Annotated in this window: 17 protein-coding genes and 1 pseudogene; 6 read left to right on the forward strand and 12 right to left on the reverse strand. The window is 75.2% G+C overall.

All coding sequences use genetic code 11. The annotated features are described in order from the left end of the window. Positions 1 to 362: 362 nt before the first annotated feature. The 9 genes and pseudogenes from ACIO9K_RS20825 to ACIO9K_RS20865 form a co-directional block, all read right to left on the reverse strand. Positions 363 to 821 (reverse strand): SRPBCC family protein, encoded by a 459-nt coding sequence (locus ACIO9K_RS20825; RefSeq protein WP_400331759.1) that lies wholly within the window; start codon positions 819 to 821, stop codon positions 363 to 365. A 119-nt stretch (positions 822 to 940) separates the two neighbouring features. After that, positions 941 to 1750 (reverse strand): ribonuclease BN, encoded by an 810-nt coding sequence (locus tag ACIO9K_RS20830; protein ID WP_363625640.1) that lies wholly within the window; start codon positions 1748 to 1750, stop codon positions 941 to 943. A gap of 240 nt (positions 1751 to 1990) precedes the next feature. Further along, positions 1991 to 2416, reverse strand: coding sequence for an ATP-binding protein (locus ACIO9K_RS20835; RefSeq protein WP_363584214.1), 426 nt, complete (start codon positions 2414 to 2416; stop codon positions 1991 to 1993). Between the two features lie 75 nt (positions 2417 to 2491). Continuing rightward, positions 2492 to 2947 (reverse strand): hypothetical protein, encoded by a 456-nt coding sequence (locus ACIO9K_RS20840; protein WP_400331764.1) that lies wholly within the window; start codon positions 2945 to 2947, stop codon positions 2492 to 2494. Between the two features lie 130 nt (positions 2948 to 3077). Next, a complete protein-coding gene (locus tag ACIO9K_RS20845; RefSeq protein ID WP_400331767.1) occupies positions 3078 to 5390 on the reverse strand; it encodes a SpoIIE family protein phosphatase in 2313 nt (770 codons plus the stop codon). Continuing rightward, positions 5387 to 5803, reverse strand: a pseudogene (locus ACIO9K_RS20850) (response regulator); the annotation flags it as partial. The pseudogene ACIO9K_RS20850 and the gene ACIO9K_RS20845, both read right to left, overlap by 4 nt. A gap of 334 nt (positions 5804 to 6137) precedes the next feature. Continuing rightward, positions 6138 to 6500, reverse strand: coding sequence for an STAS domain-containing protein (locus tag ACIO9K_RS20855; RefSeq protein WP_400331770.1), 363 nt, complete (start codon positions 6498 to 6500; stop codon positions 6138 to 6140). A 37-nt stretch (positions 6501 to 6537) separates the two neighbouring features. After that, positions 6538 to 6696 carry a hypothetical protein gene (locus tag ACIO9K_RS20860; RefSeq protein WP_363625652.1) on the reverse strand — a complete coding sequence of 53 codons (159 nt, stop codon included), beginning with the start codon at positions 6694 to 6696 and terminating at the stop codon, positions 6538 to 6540. Positions 6697 to 6799: 103 nt separating this feature from the next. Beyond that, positions 6800 to 7843 (reverse strand): SigB/SigF/SigG family RNA polymerase sigma factor, encoded by a 1044-nt coding sequence (locus ACIO9K_RS20865; protein ID WP_363625654.1) that lies wholly within the window; start codon positions 7841 to 7843, stop codon positions 6800 to 6802. A gap of 284 nt (positions 7844 to 8127) precedes the next feature. Between ACIO9K_RS20865 and ACIO9K_RS20870 the strand changes: the two genes are divergently transcribed. Further along, positions 8128 to 8451, forward strand: a complete 324-nt coding sequence (locus ACIO9K_RS20870) for a plasmid stabilization protein (RefSeq protein ID WP_363584226.1) — start codon at positions 8128 to 8130, stop codon at positions 8449 to 8451. 10 nt (positions 8452 to 8461) lie between these two features. Further along, positions 8462 to 8746: a hypothetical protein gene (locus tag ACIO9K_RS20875; RefSeq protein ID WP_400331774.1), complete on the forward strand. Its 285-nt coding sequence runs from the start codon at positions 8462 to 8464 to the stop codon at positions 8744 to 8746. An 8-nt stretch (positions 8747 to 8754) separates the two neighbouring features. On the opposite strand, the gene ACIO9K_RS20880 is transcribed toward ACIO9K_RS20875, so the two are convergent. Continuing rightward, entirely contained in the window at positions 8755 to 9261 is a 507-nt protein-coding gene (locus ACIO9K_RS20880; RefSeq protein WP_400331777.1) for an ATP-binding protein, read from the reverse strand. 12 nt (positions 9262 to 9273) lie between these two features. After that, positions 9274 to 9696 (reverse strand): STAS domain-containing protein, encoded by a 423-nt coding sequence (locus ACIO9K_RS20885; RefSeq protein WP_363625661.1) that lies wholly within the window; start codon positions 9694 to 9696, stop codon positions 9274 to 9276. A gap of 537 nt (positions 9697 to 10233) precedes the next feature. Between ACIO9K_RS20885 and ACIO9K_RS20890 the strand changes: the two genes are divergently transcribed. The 4 genes from ACIO9K_RS20890 (at position 10234) to ACIO9K_RS20905 (ending at position 13820) form a co-directional block, all read left to right on the forward strand. After that, positions 10234 to 11376 carry an AI-2E family transporter gene (locus tag ACIO9K_RS20890; protein WP_400331780.1) on the forward strand — a complete coding sequence of 381 codons (1143 nt, stop codon included), beginning with the start codon at positions 10234 to 10236 and terminating at the stop codon, positions 11374 to 11376. 139 nt (positions 11377 to 11515) lie between these two features. Beyond that, positions 11516 to 12028, forward strand: coding sequence for a protein phosphatase (locus tag ACIO9K_RS20895; protein WP_400331783.1), 513 nt, complete (start codon positions 11516 to 11518; stop codon positions 12026 to 12028). Between the two features lie 165 nt (positions 12029 to 12193). Next, entirely contained in the window at positions 12194 to 12724 is a 531-nt protein-coding gene (locus tag ACIO9K_RS20900; protein ID WP_363625667.1) for a hypothetical protein, read from the forward strand. A gap of 370 nt (positions 12725 to 13094) precedes the next feature. Then, positions 13095 to 13820: a dienelactone hydrolase family protein gene (locus ACIO9K_RS20905; protein ID WP_400331788.1), complete on the forward strand. Its 726-nt coding sequence runs from the start codon at positions 13095 to 13097 to the stop codon at positions 13818 to 13820. Positions 13821 to 13889: 69 nt separating this feature from the next. Here the strand turns inward: ACIO9K_RS20905 and ACIO9K_RS20910 are convergent, their stop codons facing one another. Further along, positions 13890 to 14108 (reverse strand): hypothetical protein, encoded by a 219-nt coding sequence (locus ACIO9K_RS20910; protein ID WP_400331791.1) that lies wholly within the window; start codon positions 14106 to 14108, stop codon positions 13890 to 13892. Positions 14109 to 14352 lie beyond the last annotated feature (244 nt).

A 14352-nucleotide genomic window follows, 5' to 3' on the forward strand; every position in this document is an offset into this window, starting at 1 on the left:
GTGTCGCAGACGACGATGTGCGTGAAGGCGGATGAACTGTCCAAGCCGGCCACTATGCCCATGGACACGATTCTGCCGCACCCGGGAACCGTTCCGTACGCGGGACGGTGTGCGGGGTCTGCGGGGGACGCCTGTGCCGGACCTGCGCGGACGGGGCGCGGGGCCGCCGGGCGGACGGGTGCGCCGGGGCCGTACGAGGAAGACGCGCACGCCGTACGGGGAAGAAGCCCGCGCCGTACGGGGAAGATGTCCGCGCCGTACGGGGGAGACGCCCGCGCCGTACCGGGAAGGAATGCGGGCCGTGGGGGGGCGGGGGGGGGGGGCCCCCCCGCCAGGGGGTGACGGGGGGCGTGGACGGGGGCTCAGCCGGGGGTGATCCGGCCGCGCCAGGCTCCGCCCTCCCGGCCCTGGTCCTCGATGAAGTCCTTGAAGCGCCGGAGGTCCCCCTTGACCCTGCGGTCGACCATGCCCAGCACGTCGCCGGTCTTCTCGGCCATCCCTTCCGGCTGGAAGTCGATGGCCAGGTTGACCCGGGTGTGCCGGTCGTCCAGTTCCTGGAAGGTGACGACGCCCTTCTGCTTCACGTCGCCGTCCGTCGTGCGCCAGGCGATCCGCTCGTCGGGCAGCTGGTCGATGATCTCGGTGTCGAACTCGCGGGTGACACCGCCGATGCTGGTCCGCCAGTGGTTGTGGCGCTCGTCCAGCTGGGTCACCGCGTCGACGCCCTCCATGAAGCGCGGGAACTCCTCGAACTGGGTCCACTGGTTGTACGCGGCGTGCAGCGGCACGTCGACGTCGACCGTCTTCTTCACCATGCTCATCTGGGGCCTCCTCACGTGTGCGGTGGCCGAGCCCTTCCCGGCCGCCCGCGCGCCTGCCCGCTGCGCCGCGCCCTAACCCACCCGAACACCGGCGCGGGCCAACCGGCCTGGCGCCGGCGCTACGGCGTGCGGCGGGCCCGGACCACGGCGCGCCCGGCCAGCGCGCCGCCGTAGACGGTGTAGCCGACGCCGATCAGCCAGGACTGGACGATCAGCACCGTCCCGACCGTCCCGTAGGAGACCGCGTTGGACACCAGCAGCGGCGCGAAGACCAGCCGCGAGAAGAGCCGCAGGCCCGCCAGCGCCACCATGGTCGCGACGGCTCCGGGCAGCAACTGCCTCGGCGGGACGCGTCCGGCGAGCAGCAGGTGCTGGAGCCACCAGAACAGCAGGAGGCCGCCGACGGTCGTGACGGCGATGCGGAAGGAGGGCTGGACGGCCGAGTGGCGCCAGGGCGCGCCGCTGGAGGCGGCCAGCACGATGTACCCGGTCAGCCCGGCCAGGCCGAGGGTCTGGCGCCAGACCGCGTGCCACGGGCCGCGGTCGAGTTCCCACACCCGCTCGTAGACGCCCTGGACGGACGCCATCAACGAGACCCCGAAGACCGCCAGCGCGGCCAGGCCGAAGCCCGTGGTCGTGCTGAGCACCTGGCCCCGGGAGGCGAAGAGCCGGTGGACGGCGTCGGCGCCCGGCCCGCTCAGGCCGAGGCCGTCGGTGATCCACTCGGAGATCCCGCTGCCGCGCGCGGGGAAGGCCGCCGCGATGACGATCAGCAGCGGCACGAGGGTCACGAAGAAGAGCGCCGCGAAGGCCATCGAGCGCTGGAGCAGTTCGATGGTGCGGCCGTGTTCCCACACGCCGACGACGGCCGCCCGCAGGACCTGCCACCAGCTGCGGGCGATCGCCGTCAACCGGCTGCGGCGGCGCACGCCGCTCAACCCAGGACGCCGCACGGCGACGGCGACGGCGACGACGACGGTCGGTTCACGGCCACTGGATCCTCGCTGTGCTCGACGCCCACGGACGGACCTGCCCCGTCAGGATGCCACCGCGCGGGGCGCGTCCGGCGCTCCGGCGTCGCGACCGGCGTCCGCCGCCGCCGGGTGGCCGCGCACGGACACCGCTCCTCCCGGGCGAGAACACCCGCCCGGCAGGCGCCGGGCGGGCCGTCAGCTCGCGGGCAGCCGTAGGTCACACCACACCGTCTTGCCCGGCCCCGACGGGTGCCAGCCCCAGCGCAGGGTGAGCCGGCTCAGCAGAAACAGGCCGAGGCCTCCCGGTTCGTCCGGGGGGTGCGGGGGCCGGGGCAGCGGCGGGCGCGGGCTGGCGTCGCTGACCTCGATCCGCAGCCGGCCGGTGGCGCGGATCAGGAGCAGCGTCCCGGGCTCGCCGCCGTGGCGCAGGGCGTTGCCGACGAGTTCGGAGACCAGCAGGACGGCGTCGGCGACCAGCAGCGGGTCGGCGACGTCGGCCAGGAACTCGGCGGTGAAGGCCCGGGCGTCGGCGGCCGCTCTGAGGTCGGCCTGGAGCGGCAGCCGCTGCGCCCACGGCCTCGTGGGGAACGGGCGTCCGAGGGAAGGCCGTGGTCCGGTCATGCGGTCGCGTCCTTCCCGGCCCGGTGAGGGACCCGTGGTCATCGGGGGATCGGCTCCGGGGGGCGTCGCGGCGCCTCAGTGGCCGAACAGGTGGCGGGTCCGGCCGCCGCGTGGAGGCTCGGCCGGTAGGCCGACGTCCCGGCCGCCCTGCTGGGCGGGGCGTTCCTCCGGCGGCGCGGGCTGCTCGCCCTCGTCGGGCGCGAGGGATCGTTCGGGCGGGAGGGATGGTTCGGGCGGGTCCGGCCGCACCACCGGTTGGGACCGCTGGTGGGCCGCCCGGTGCGCGGACAGCCGGACAGGGCGTCGGGTCCGCCGGGCCCGCCGGGCCGTCAGGACCATCAGGGCCAGGCCCAGGCAGAAGAGCAGGGCGAGGGCCAGCCCGGCGAGGAAGATGCCCAGGCTGTCGAGCGCCGGCAGGCGGATGCCCAGCACCGTCGCCTGGTAGTCGGGCCCGCCGGAGAGGTTGTCCGCGATCAGCAGTCCGGCGAAGGCACCGGCCGCCGCCATCAGCAGGAGTCCTAGCAGCAACATGGGGAGTCCTCTCCGTCGTTCGGTTCCGGTCGCCCCCGCAGCGCCGCGCCTACCCGGGCGGGCCCGGACCTAACGCCGCGCTTCGCAGACCCGCTCAGGACGAGGGGACCGGGGTTCACGCGGCAGAGGGCTACCGGCTCTGGACGGCGATCAGGCAGGTGTCGTCGTCGGTGTCGGCGGGGCTGAGCTCCAGCAGCCGGTCGAGGTAGCGCTCCAGGTCGGGGCCGGGGGCTCCGGCGGCGCGGATCAGCTGGTCGACGGACTCCTCGACCGGACGGTCCCGGCGTTCGACCAGGCCGTCGGTGTAGAGGACCAGGACGTCGCCCGGCGGCAGGTGGGCGGTGTGCTCCTCGTACCGGGCGTCGTCCAAGGCGCCGAGGAGCATGCCTTGCGGCAGCGGCAGCACGTGGGCGCCGTCCGCTCCGACCAGGATCGGGGGCAGGTGCCCGGCCCGCGCCCAGCGCAGTTCGCCGCCGGCCGGGTCGACGAGCACGCAGACGGCCGTCGCGGTGATCTGGCCGGGTTCGCGCAGGGCGACGGTGTTGGCCCACTCCAGCAGCCGGGCCGGGCCGGCCCCGGTGACGGCGAGGGCACGCAGCGCGTGCCGCAGGGCGACCATGCCGGTGGCCGCGCCGACGCCGTGCCCGGCGACGTCCCCGACGGTGAGCAGCACCCGCTTGTCGGGCAGCAGCAGCACGTCGTACCAGTCGCCGCCGACCCGGTCGTGCTGGGCGGCGGGGCGGTAGCGAACGGCGGCCCGCAGGCCGGCCGGGCCGAGCGGGGGCGGAGCGGCGGGCAGGATGGCCTGCTGGAGCCGCAGTGCCAGTCGCTCGCTGTCGGCGGTCTCCTGCTCGCTGTCGGCGAGGCGTGCCCGGGTGGCACCGAGTGCGACCTCCGTGCGGTGCTGGGCGGACACGTCGTGGAAGGCGCCGCGCACACCGGTGAGCCGCCCGTGGTCGTCGAGGACGGGCTCGGCGATCACCCGGGTGTACCCGTGGGTGCCGTCCTGGTGGACCAGCCGGACGACGGCGGAGGCCGTCCGGTGCCGGCGCTGGACGGTGTCCAGCAGGCGCCGGATCGCGGGCTCGTCGTCGGGGTGGGCGTGCCGGGCGAGCTGGGCCAGCGGCACCGGGTCGGTGTCGGGCGGCAGCCCGTAGATCTCGTGCAGGCCGTCGCTCCAGCGGATCCGGCCGTCGGCCGGGTGCTCCTCGAACCCGGCCACCCGGGCCAGCCGCTGGGCCTGGCGCAGCAGGGCACTCTGCTCGGCCTCACCGGCCCGCGCGGTCTCCGCCTGCCAGCCGACCAGCACGCGGCCGCCGACGGGGGCCGCCGCGAGCAGGACGGTGGCGGGAAGCGCGAGTCCGCCCGGCTGGAAGACCAGCCGGACCCGCTCGCCGGGCAACGGGACCCCGGTCTCGTGCACCCGGATCAGCCGTTCGAAGAGGCCGGTGGCGCACGCGGCCGGGTAGACCTCCAGGAGCGAGGTGCCCTCCAGCGTGTCCCGGGGGCGGCCCAGCGGATCGCGGAAGTGCGCGTTGGTCCGCAGGAGCGTGAAGTCGGCGATCTCTCCTCGGCGGACGACCGGCTCCAGCAGCAGGGCCGGGGTGGGCAGGCCCTCCAGGAGCGCGGTGTCGTCGCCGGGCGGGACGGGGGCGGGAGCGGGAGCGGGGGTGCGGACGTCGGCCAGGAGGGTCACGCAGAGGTCGGCGAGGGCGTGGAGCCGGCGGCGTTGGGGCGCGCCGAGCACGGGGGCGGGGCCGGGTGCGGGCCACAGGACCTCCAGCGCGCCCCGGCGGCGGCCCGCGTCGATCAGCGGGAGGACGGCCCGGGCCGAGCCGGCTCCCACCGACGGGCCTGCGGCCTCCGGATCGCCGGGCCACAGCTCCGCGCCGCCGACCACGACGTGCTGGGCCGGGGTGGGGACGCCGGGTGGCACCCGGCTCCAGGCGCCGGCCTCGGCGGCGGGCAGCCCGGCGTGCGCGGCGAGGGCGAGCACACCGCCCGGCAGCCGCAGCCACAGCGCGACGGCGTGCGCGCCGAGCGCGTCCGCCGTCTGCTCCAGGACGGCTTCGGCGGCGCCTTGCAGATCGGGGACGGCGGCCAGCGCGGGCGTCACGGGGCCGGGCGACGCAGGGTCGGCTGTGCCCGCGAGCGGTCCGGGTGCCTGGCCGGGTGCCTGCCCGGGTGCCTGCCCGGACACCCCGGCGATGTCGGCGGCCAGGGCCGCCACGGGCACGGCGGCCTCCCGGGCGAGCCCGGCGAGGCGGGCGGCGGCTTCGGCGGGGAGCAGGCCGAGCCGTTCGGCCAGGATCCCGGTGGCCAGGTCGACGACGCCGCGGGCGCGGGCGTCGGCTTGCACCCGGGCGGCGGTGCTCTGGAGCCGGCGCACGGTCTCGGCGAGGGCCCGGGCCGTGGTGTCCGAGGGCTCGTGCCCGGCGGTCATGGCGTGTCCAGCCAGTACTGCATCCGGCCGAGCAGGTGGCGGGTGTCGACGGGTTCGGTGACGTGGTCGTCGGCGCCACCGGCGAGGCTCTTGTCCTGCTCCCCCGGCATGGCCTTGGCAGTGACGGCGATGACCGGCAGGCGGGCGAAGCGCTCCTCGGCGCGGACGGCGGCGATCGCGGCGTAGCCGTCGAGGCCGGGCATCATCACGTCCATCAGCACGAGGTCGGTCTCGGGGTGGGTGCGCAGCAGGTCGAGTCCGGCGCGGCCGTCGGGGGCGTGCAGCACGGTCAGGCCCTGCCCGGTGACGCCCTTGACGGTGATCTGGCCGCCCAGGTTGCCGGCGGGGCCGACCTCGCGGGCGACCCTGGTCACCTTGCCGGCGAACGCGGACAGCTGGTCGACCATGCTGTTGAAGACCGTCGCGAACTCCCCGAGCACGCCGGGCTGCTCGGGCGCGAGCCGGGTGGCGAAGTCCCCGTCGCGCACGGTGGTCAGCCCGGCGAGCAGGTGCCGCGGGGCCTGCTCGGCCGGGTCGGCGTCGGGTGCCGGCCGCTCGTCCATCCGTTCCACCGCCCGGGTCCGCCGCACGGCCGGGGTGCCCGACCGGACGCCCCGACCCCGGGGCGGCGGGCCGCCGCCCTGTTTCCACTGTGCCACCGGAGGGCGGCCGGCAGGACAGGTGTCGGTCCGGCGGGCCGGGGCCCGGGGCGCGCGCCCGCGCGGCCCGGGGCGGCAGGCCGCGCGTTCACTCCGGTGGCACGTCCCGCAGCGCGAAGACCTCGACGGCCCCGGTCAGTTCGAGCATCCGCAGGACCAGCGGGCGGGGGCGGGCCAGTTCGATCCGGCTGCCCTCGGCGGCCGCGCGGGCATGGGCCCGGAGCATCGAGTTGAGCCCCGTGGAGTCGCAGAACTCCAGGCCGGCGCAGTCGAGCACGATGACGGTGAGGGGCGCGGCCAGGGCCGCGTCGAGGGCCGTGTGCAGGGCGCCGACCGAGTCGAGGTCGAGTTCGCCGTACAGCGCGAGGACGGTGCCGCCGGCCCACGGCCGGGCCCGTGCGGTGAACCCGCCCGGCCCCGGGGCACGGCCGGTCGGTGGTCGGCGGGTCATGGTGTCGGCTCCTTCCGTCACCGGCCGGTCACGCGGTTCACGCCGTGCGGTACGCATCCGCTCGGGCGGGTGCGAGGCGCAGCCCGTGGCCGGGGGCGCCGTCCGCGCCGGGGGTGACGGTGCCGCCCGCCGGATCGGCGGTGCCGTCGAAGAGCGGCCGCTCGATCCGGACGCGGTCGGAAACCTTCGGGGACACGGTGTTCCTCCTTCGTCACGCTTCATCACGCTTCGTCCAGGACGGCCCCCCGCGGCGCGGCTATCCGCTGCGGGGGGCCGGAAACACCCGGAAGGGAAAGAAATCAGCGTGGCGCCTCGGGTCCGGCGGCTCCCTGGTCGGTCATTCCGCCGTCCTCCGCTCCGCCGTCCTCCGCTCCCCCGTCCTCCGCTCCCCCGTCCTCCGCTCGCCCGTCCTCCGCTCCCCTGGGTTCGGCCGGACCTGCGGGTTCGTCCGCCCAGCCGGGGGCGTCGCGGTCCTCCAACTGCTCGCGCAGGCTGGTGAGGGTGGCGGTGAGCAGGCGGGAGACGTGCATCTGGGAGACGCCGATGCGCTCGGCGATCTGGGACTGGGTCCAGCCGTCCCAGAAGCGCAGCTTGAGCACCGTCTGATCGCGGCACGACAGCCGGGCGAGCAGGGGGCGCACGGCGGTGCGGAAATCCGCGAGTTCGATGCCGGGGTCACAGGCCCCCATGCGGTCCAGCATGGCGCTGCCGCTCTCGTCGAGGTCCTGCTCGCGCGCTGCGTCCAGCGAGTCGGGCCGGTAGACGCGGCCTGCGACCAAGCCCTCGGCGGCCTGCTCGACGGTGATGTGGAGGTCCTCGGCGATCTCGTCGGGGTGCGGGAGGCGGCCGAGTTCCTGCTCCAGCCGGTCGGATCCGCGGGCGACGGTCAGGTACAGCTCCTGCATGCCGCGTGGGACCCGGACCGGCCAGGAGGTGTCGCGGAAGAAGCGCTTGATCTCACCGGCGATGGTGGGGATGGCGTAGGTGACGAACTCGACGCCGCGGTGCGGGTCGTAGCCGTCGACCGCCTTGATCAGGCCGATCGTGCCGACCTGGAGGATATCGTCCATGTCCTCGGCGCGGTGGCGGAAGCGGGCGGCGATGAAGCGCACCAGCGGCATGTTGAGTTCGATGATCGTGCCGCGCACGTAGCTGTACGCATGCGTTTCGCGGGCGAGTGCGGCCAGGCGCTCGAACAGCGCGTCGCTGAGTTCGCGTGCCTCGTACTTGCCCATCGCGCGCAGTTGCGCGTCCGTCGGGCGGGGTGGCACGTCGGGCGGAAGGCCGGACGGCGGGGCGGCCGTCCGGTCGGTGGGGCGACCGGTTTCCAGCGTGGTGGACACGGTGGCTCTCTCCTGGGGCATCGGGGCGAACGCCCGGCGCCGCGAGCGGCTCGCGCCGAACGCGACGGGGCTGCTTTTCCGGAGGACCTGGGCCCGGCGTCGTCGGGCGACGGTCCCGGTGGCACCCGGTGAGGGTGCGGACGCGACTGGCTGCGATCCACGGCCGCGTCATGCGTTCTCTACCCGACACACGACTTCCGATTCATGTTTTGGGCGGTTTATTACCTTGTCCACGGGTACACGCGCTCGGGCAACGCCCTGCCGTCACGAAAAGGAGCGCCGCCATGCCCCGAGGATCCAGCCCCAAACGGGAGCGCCAGTACGAGCACATCAAGGAGAGCGCGCTCGACCGGGGCGAGACAGAGAAGCGGGCCGAGGAGATCGCCGCCCGCACGGTGAACAAGGAACGCGCCCGGCACGGCGAGTCGAAGACCGCGAGCCGCAGTTCGCTCCACGACATCTCCTCCGGCCGCCGCGGCGGGCAGCGCTCGCACACGGGGGCCCGGGGCCCGACCTACGACCAGCTCTACAACGAGGCCAGGCAGCGCGGCGTCAAGGGCCGTTCGAAGATGAACAAGCGCGAGCTGTCGCACGCGCTGGGCCGTTGAGGAGGGCGTCATGACGACCACGCCGGTCAGAACCACCACGCCGGTCAGAACCACCACGCCGGTCAGGATGACCATGCCGCTGATGACGACCACGCCGGTGATGATGACCGTCCCGGCTCCCCCGGGCCCGGACACCGAACCGGTCCCCCACCCGAACCCGGCCCCGAAGCCGGGCGAGGACCCCGATCCGGCACCGTCGCCGATCCCGCCCTTCCCCACTCCCGACCAGTTCCCGGGCCCCGGTTCCGACCCCGATCCGGCACCGCCGCCCCAGCCGCACCCCGGTCAGGCCTGAGACCCCGCTCAGCTCTGGAGGGCGCCAGGGTCCACCGGAGACGCGACCTCCAGCCAGACCAGCTTCCCCTCGCCCTCGGGCAGGCAGCCCCAGTCGCGCGCCAGCCGGTCCACCACCCGCAGGCCGTGGCCGCCGGGACGGCCCGGGTCCGCGAACGGGCGCAGCCGCGGCGCGGCCGGGCTGGCGTCCGAGACCTCCACCCGCAGCCGCTCGCCGTCCCAGCCCAGCCGCAGCTCCCGGGGGCCGCCGGGCGCGTGCAGGCACGCATTGGTGACCAGCTCCGACACCATCAGCAGGACGTCCTCCGCCGCCGCCAGCCGCCCGGCATCCGGCGCGGGCAGCCAGTGCCAGGCGAGCAGCGCCGCACGGCTGAAGTCCCGGGACCGCTGGACCGCGCTCTCACTGCCGGCCAGCACGAGCCGCCTGGTCCGGTCGGAGCCGCTCGGCCGCCGCCCGGAAGCCGTCGCCCTCCGGCCGGAGTCCTTCGGCAACGCTCCCTCCCCGGAGCTCTTCATGCCGGGTTCTCCTCACTCCACGTCGTCGCAGCCGCGCTGCTGCGGGTCCGCGGTCTTCAGAGCGGCGTCGAGGTCAGGGTGGATGCGCAGCGCCGCGTCGGCTTCCGTGATCGCGAACAGCCTCGCCACCACGGGCCTCGAACCGGCGAGTCCCAGCCGCAGGCCGGCCGCCTCGGCGTCCAGGCGTGAGCGCGGCAGCAGGTTCAGCCCGGTGGAGTCGCAGAACCGCAGGCCGGTGAGGTCGACGACGATCCGTTCCTCGCTCCCGGCCACCGGACGGGACAGCGCCGTCCACAGACCGTTCGTGCTGCCGGGGCGCAGTTCGCCTCCGAGGGAGACCACCCGCGCGCGGCCCTCCCGGCGCACCGCGACGCGCAGGCCGCCGACTTGCTGCTCCCCCTCACCCCCGCCGGGCTGCTCGGCCGGCCGTGGCACAGCGGGCTCCCGGTCCGTTCGCGGCGGAGTCCTGCCGTCCCGACCGCCGTCCCGCGCGGCGGTTCGGGTCCCGCGTCCGGCCCGGGCCGGACGGGCCGCCGCCCCGGGCAGGGCCGCCGCCCCGGGCAGGGCCGGGCTCACCACCCGCTCCTCATCCATGCCCCGCGTGTGCCCGCAGCCACGGTGGCTACACGTGTGCCCGCGTTCTCCACCGTCGGGCACGTCGGCCTGTCCCTGACCGCCGCGGCGGTGTACGTGGCGGGCCTCGCGGCGCTGCCGGTCGCGCGCTCACGGCGCAGCTGTGGACGCCAGCGTTTCCGGCCCGCCGACCGTTTCCGGACCCTCGGCCGTTTCCGGGCCCTCTCCCGTTTCCGGCCCGTCGGCCCGGGTAGCCGCGCGACGCCGGACGAAGCCCGGCAGACGCCAGGGAGGCCGCCCGTGCGAGTGAACGGCGCGAGACCGGCCCGGCGGCGCCACCCGACCCGGGTGGTCCTGCCCCGGGCGCGCCCCGTCGTGTCCGACGGGTCCGGAGGCCGCGTGCCGGCCGGGCTGCGGACCGCCGCCGGGTACACCTGGCGGCTGCTCCTGCTCGGGGTGTCCGCCTACCTGGCCGTCTCCGTCCTCGGCCGGCTCCAGTTGCCGGTCATCGCCGTGTTCCTGGCGCTGGTCATCACCTCGGTCCTACGGCCGCTCGTCGACCTGCTGGCACGGGCGCTGCCCCGCTCGATCGCCGTCCTGCTGGTCCTCGTGTGCGCCATCGTGGTCGTCGGCGGCGTTCTCGCCCTGGTGGGGACGACCGTCGCCGGCGAGTGGGGCCGGCTGGGCACCGAACTGCGCGGCGGCCTCGGGCGGATCGACCGCCTGCTCACCGGCGCCCCCTTCCACCTGCGGGCCGGCACCGTCACCGACCTGCGCGCGAAGCTCGGCGAGTTCATCACCGCCCACCGCTCGGCGCTGCTCAGCACCGCGCTCAGCGGGGCGAGCCGGGTCGTCGAAATGCTCACCGGGCTGGCGCTCGCGGTGTTCTGCTCGGTGTTCTTCCTCCACTCCGGCGACCGGATGTGGTGCTGGGCGCAGCACCAGCTCCCGGCCCGGTCACGATCTGCCTGGGACCGCGCGGGGCACGCCGCGTGGCGCACCTTCGCCGGCTACACCCGGGGTGTGCTGATCGTGGCGGCGACCAACGCGGTGCTGGTCGGCGTCGCGCTGGCCGTCCTACGGGTGCCGCTAGTGCTGCCACTGATCATGCTGGAGTTCGTCGCGGCGCTCGTCCCGCTGATCGGCTCCCCCATCGCGCTGGCCGTCGCCGCGCTGGTCGCCCTGGCGGCCCGCGGCCCGGTGGTCGCGCTGCTGGTGCTCGGGCTGATCGTGGTCATCGGCCAGCTCGAGGGCCATCTGCTGCACCCGCTGGTCATGGGCTGGTCCGTCCGGATCCACCCGGTGGCGGTCGCGCTGTCGGTGATCGGCGGCGCCGTGCTGGCCGGTGTCCTCGGCGCGGTGGTCGCGGTGCCGGTGGTGTCGGTCGCCTGGGCGGTGATCTGCGAACTCCGCGACCACGGCCCACCACCCCGACCGGGGTCACGACCCAGCCCCCCAACGGCACACCACGGGCAGCCGCACCGCCAACGCGACGAACGCCGTCCCCCGCACCGACCCGCCCCCGGCCGCGGCACCCGGTGACCGGCCGGACCTCACGACACCTTCGCCACCTCGCCACCTCGGCACCGCCTGCGTCTACGGGGCCGCCGTCAGCGCATCGGAATGGGCAGGGAACGCATCCGTCCGACCGTGTCGTTGGTCCACCCGGAGAGGAGCGCCCATGAAGACGCGCCAGAAGGACCGCGATGCCCCCGAACCGCAGGCGCCGTGGAACGAGGTCAGGCCGCAGCTATGGCTGGGCGGACACTTCTGGGCCGGCCCTGAAGGCGAGGCGCAGACCGCCGTTGTCGGTCGCGAATTCGACCTGGTCATCAGTCTGTTCACCCGAGCAGGCCACGGGCCGAGGCCCGGAGTCGACCATCTGATCAGTGAAATCCCCGACAGCCCACTGACTGCCGAGCAGCTCCACTCGGTCCGACAGCTGGCCGTCACTGCCGCTGCGGCCGTACGGAACGACCGGACCGTTCTCGTGCGTTGCCACTCCGGTTACAACCGCTCAGGCCTCGTCGTCGCTCAGACCCTGATCGAGTTGGGCCACGACGCCGTCACCGCCATCGCCCTCATCCGGCAGAAGCGATCGCCCTGGGCCCTGAACAACCGGACCTTCGAGCAGTACCTCAACACAGGACTGGACGTCGCCTACCTCCTGGCCGGACTCGAAGCCCGCACCTGACCAGCGCCGAAGGGTCGGATCTGCGCCGGAATTTCGCGCGGCCCGTTCCCTTCCGGGCCGGGCGTCGTTGAGCAGGTGATTGGTGTGATCCGGCCCGGACGGTCCGCGCATTGCCAGGTGACCCGCCCAGGGCTCGACCCATTGGCATGACGAGGGAGACTGACGATGAAGCTGAGTGTTCGACGCGGACTGCTGGCGGCGGCAGCCACGGTCGGCCTGATCCTGGCGGCGGCCGCGCCGCAGGCCACGGCGGCCGGCCCGCAGCACCCCGCCTCCACGACCCGTACCGAGCAGGCGGGCGGGCAGCGGGTGGCGCCGGGGGACCCGGTCCGCGACGGGAGCCCGGACTCCGCGGTCGACCGGGTCGCCGACTTCTACGGCGCCTACATCGACGCCGTCTCCGACGGCACCGACAACCTGTCGGACGGCCTGCGCGCCCACTACCTCACGGCGGACTTCCAGCAGCGACTGGCCGCCTGGGAGCAGGCCAACCACGCCGACGGCGTCCTCCGCGCCCAGGACGTGCCCACCCACTGGGAGGTGCGGTACCACGACTCCGGAGCCGGCCACCTGTTCACCACCGTCACGCTCACCTGGGGCACCGGCCCCAACGCCACGCACACCAAGCTGGCCGTGCAGAGCGACCTGAGCACCAAGCTCATCTCGGACATCGAGGACGCCCCGGCCGGATACTGACACGAGTCTGGAGCGGATGACGGAGCGGGCGGTGCAAGCGCGGGCGGCCGACGACGTCGCGGGAGACGAACCCGCCGATCCGCCTCCCGCCGACCGCCGTCCGTGGTGGGGCCCGCCCCCCCGCCCGGCCCCGCCCCCCCCCCCCCCCCCCCCGCCGGGCCCCCCCCCCCCCGCGGGGGGGGGCGCCCGCGGCGGGGGGCGCCCCCCCCCCCCCCCCCCCCCCCCCCCCCCGCGGGGGGGGGGGGGCCCCCCCCCCCCCCCCCCCCCCCCCCCACGGCCATCGCCGCATCGTCCGAGGCACACCCGCGCCGTTCTGCCGCCGGCGAAAAACCGGCCCGCCCGGGCTCGACGCTCACTACAGTCCGGTCCCATGACGACGGTTACCGCGCACACGGTCGAGTACCCGGCCGACGGCCTCACGATGATCGGGCACCTCGCGCTCCCGGCCGGTACCGGCCGCCGGCCCGCGGTCCTGGTCGGGCCCGAGGGGCCCGGGCTCAACGACTTCCAGCGCCGCCGGGCCGACGCCCTCGCCGAACTCGGCTACGTGGCAATGGCCTTCGACATCAACGGCGGGCGCTGGTTCACCGACCCGCAGGAGATGCTGGCGCACGTCACTCCCCTGCTCGCCGACCCCGACCGGATGCGGGGCATCGGCCACGCGGCGCTCGACGTGCTGCGCGCCGAACCGCGGACCGACCCCGACCGGATCGCCGCCATCGGCTACGGCACCGGCGGCGCGATCGCACTGGAACTCGGGCGCGACGGCGTCGACCTGCGGGCGATCGGGACGGTCAACGCCCTGACCACGGGCCGACCCGGCGAGGCGGCGCGCATCCGCTGCCCGGTGTGGGCCGGGGTCGGATCGGAAGACCCGATCATGCCGCCCGCACAACGGGACGCGTTCGCCGCCGAGATGCAGGCCGCGGGCGTCGACTGGCGCCTCGTGGTCTACGGCGGCGCCGTGCACGCCTTCCACCACCCGACGGTCGGCCACACCGTGCTCCCCGGCGTCGGCCACCACCCCCGGCACGCTCAGCGCGCTTGGCGCGACATCGTCGGCCTGCTCACCGAGTGCCTGCCCGTAACGGAGTGACCCGGTCGTAACGGAGTGACCTGGCCGTACCGGAGCGACCCGGTCGGCGGACCCGACCTGCCCGGCGAGTCAAGCGTCGGGTTCTGCGATCTGACGCACCATGTGATCGCCCTCGAACCAGCGGCTCAACAGCTGGTGAACCGGGTCCGGACTCCCCGCCTGGTCTCCACGGCCCCAGCCCCAGCCGGCGCCCTGGGCGAGCCGCGTGCCGCCGGTCATCGCCGCCAAACGGATCAGCGCCGTCTCGGCAGCGCTCGCGTCCTCCTTCCCGAGGGCCCACATGAACACCTGCGGATCCGCGGCGGCCGCCGGGACCGGGGAGAACCCGCAGCCGGCCGAGTACCACGACCCTCGGGCACGGGGGGCGCGGTGGAAGTGTGCTCGCCGGGCGCGCGCGGTGTCCGGCTGACACCGTTCCCGTCTCCGGCTCGACCGGCTCGACCGGCTCGACCGGCTCGACCGGCTCAGCGGTTCGGCGGTTCGGCGGCTCAGCGGTTCGGCGGTTCGGCGGTTCGGCGGTTCGGCGGTTCGA

The sequence above is a fragment of the Kitasatospora sp. NPDC087271 genome, from assembly GCF_044744605.1.
Lineage (GTDB): Bacteria > Actinomycetota > Actinomycetes > Streptomycetales > Streptomycetaceae > Kitasatospora.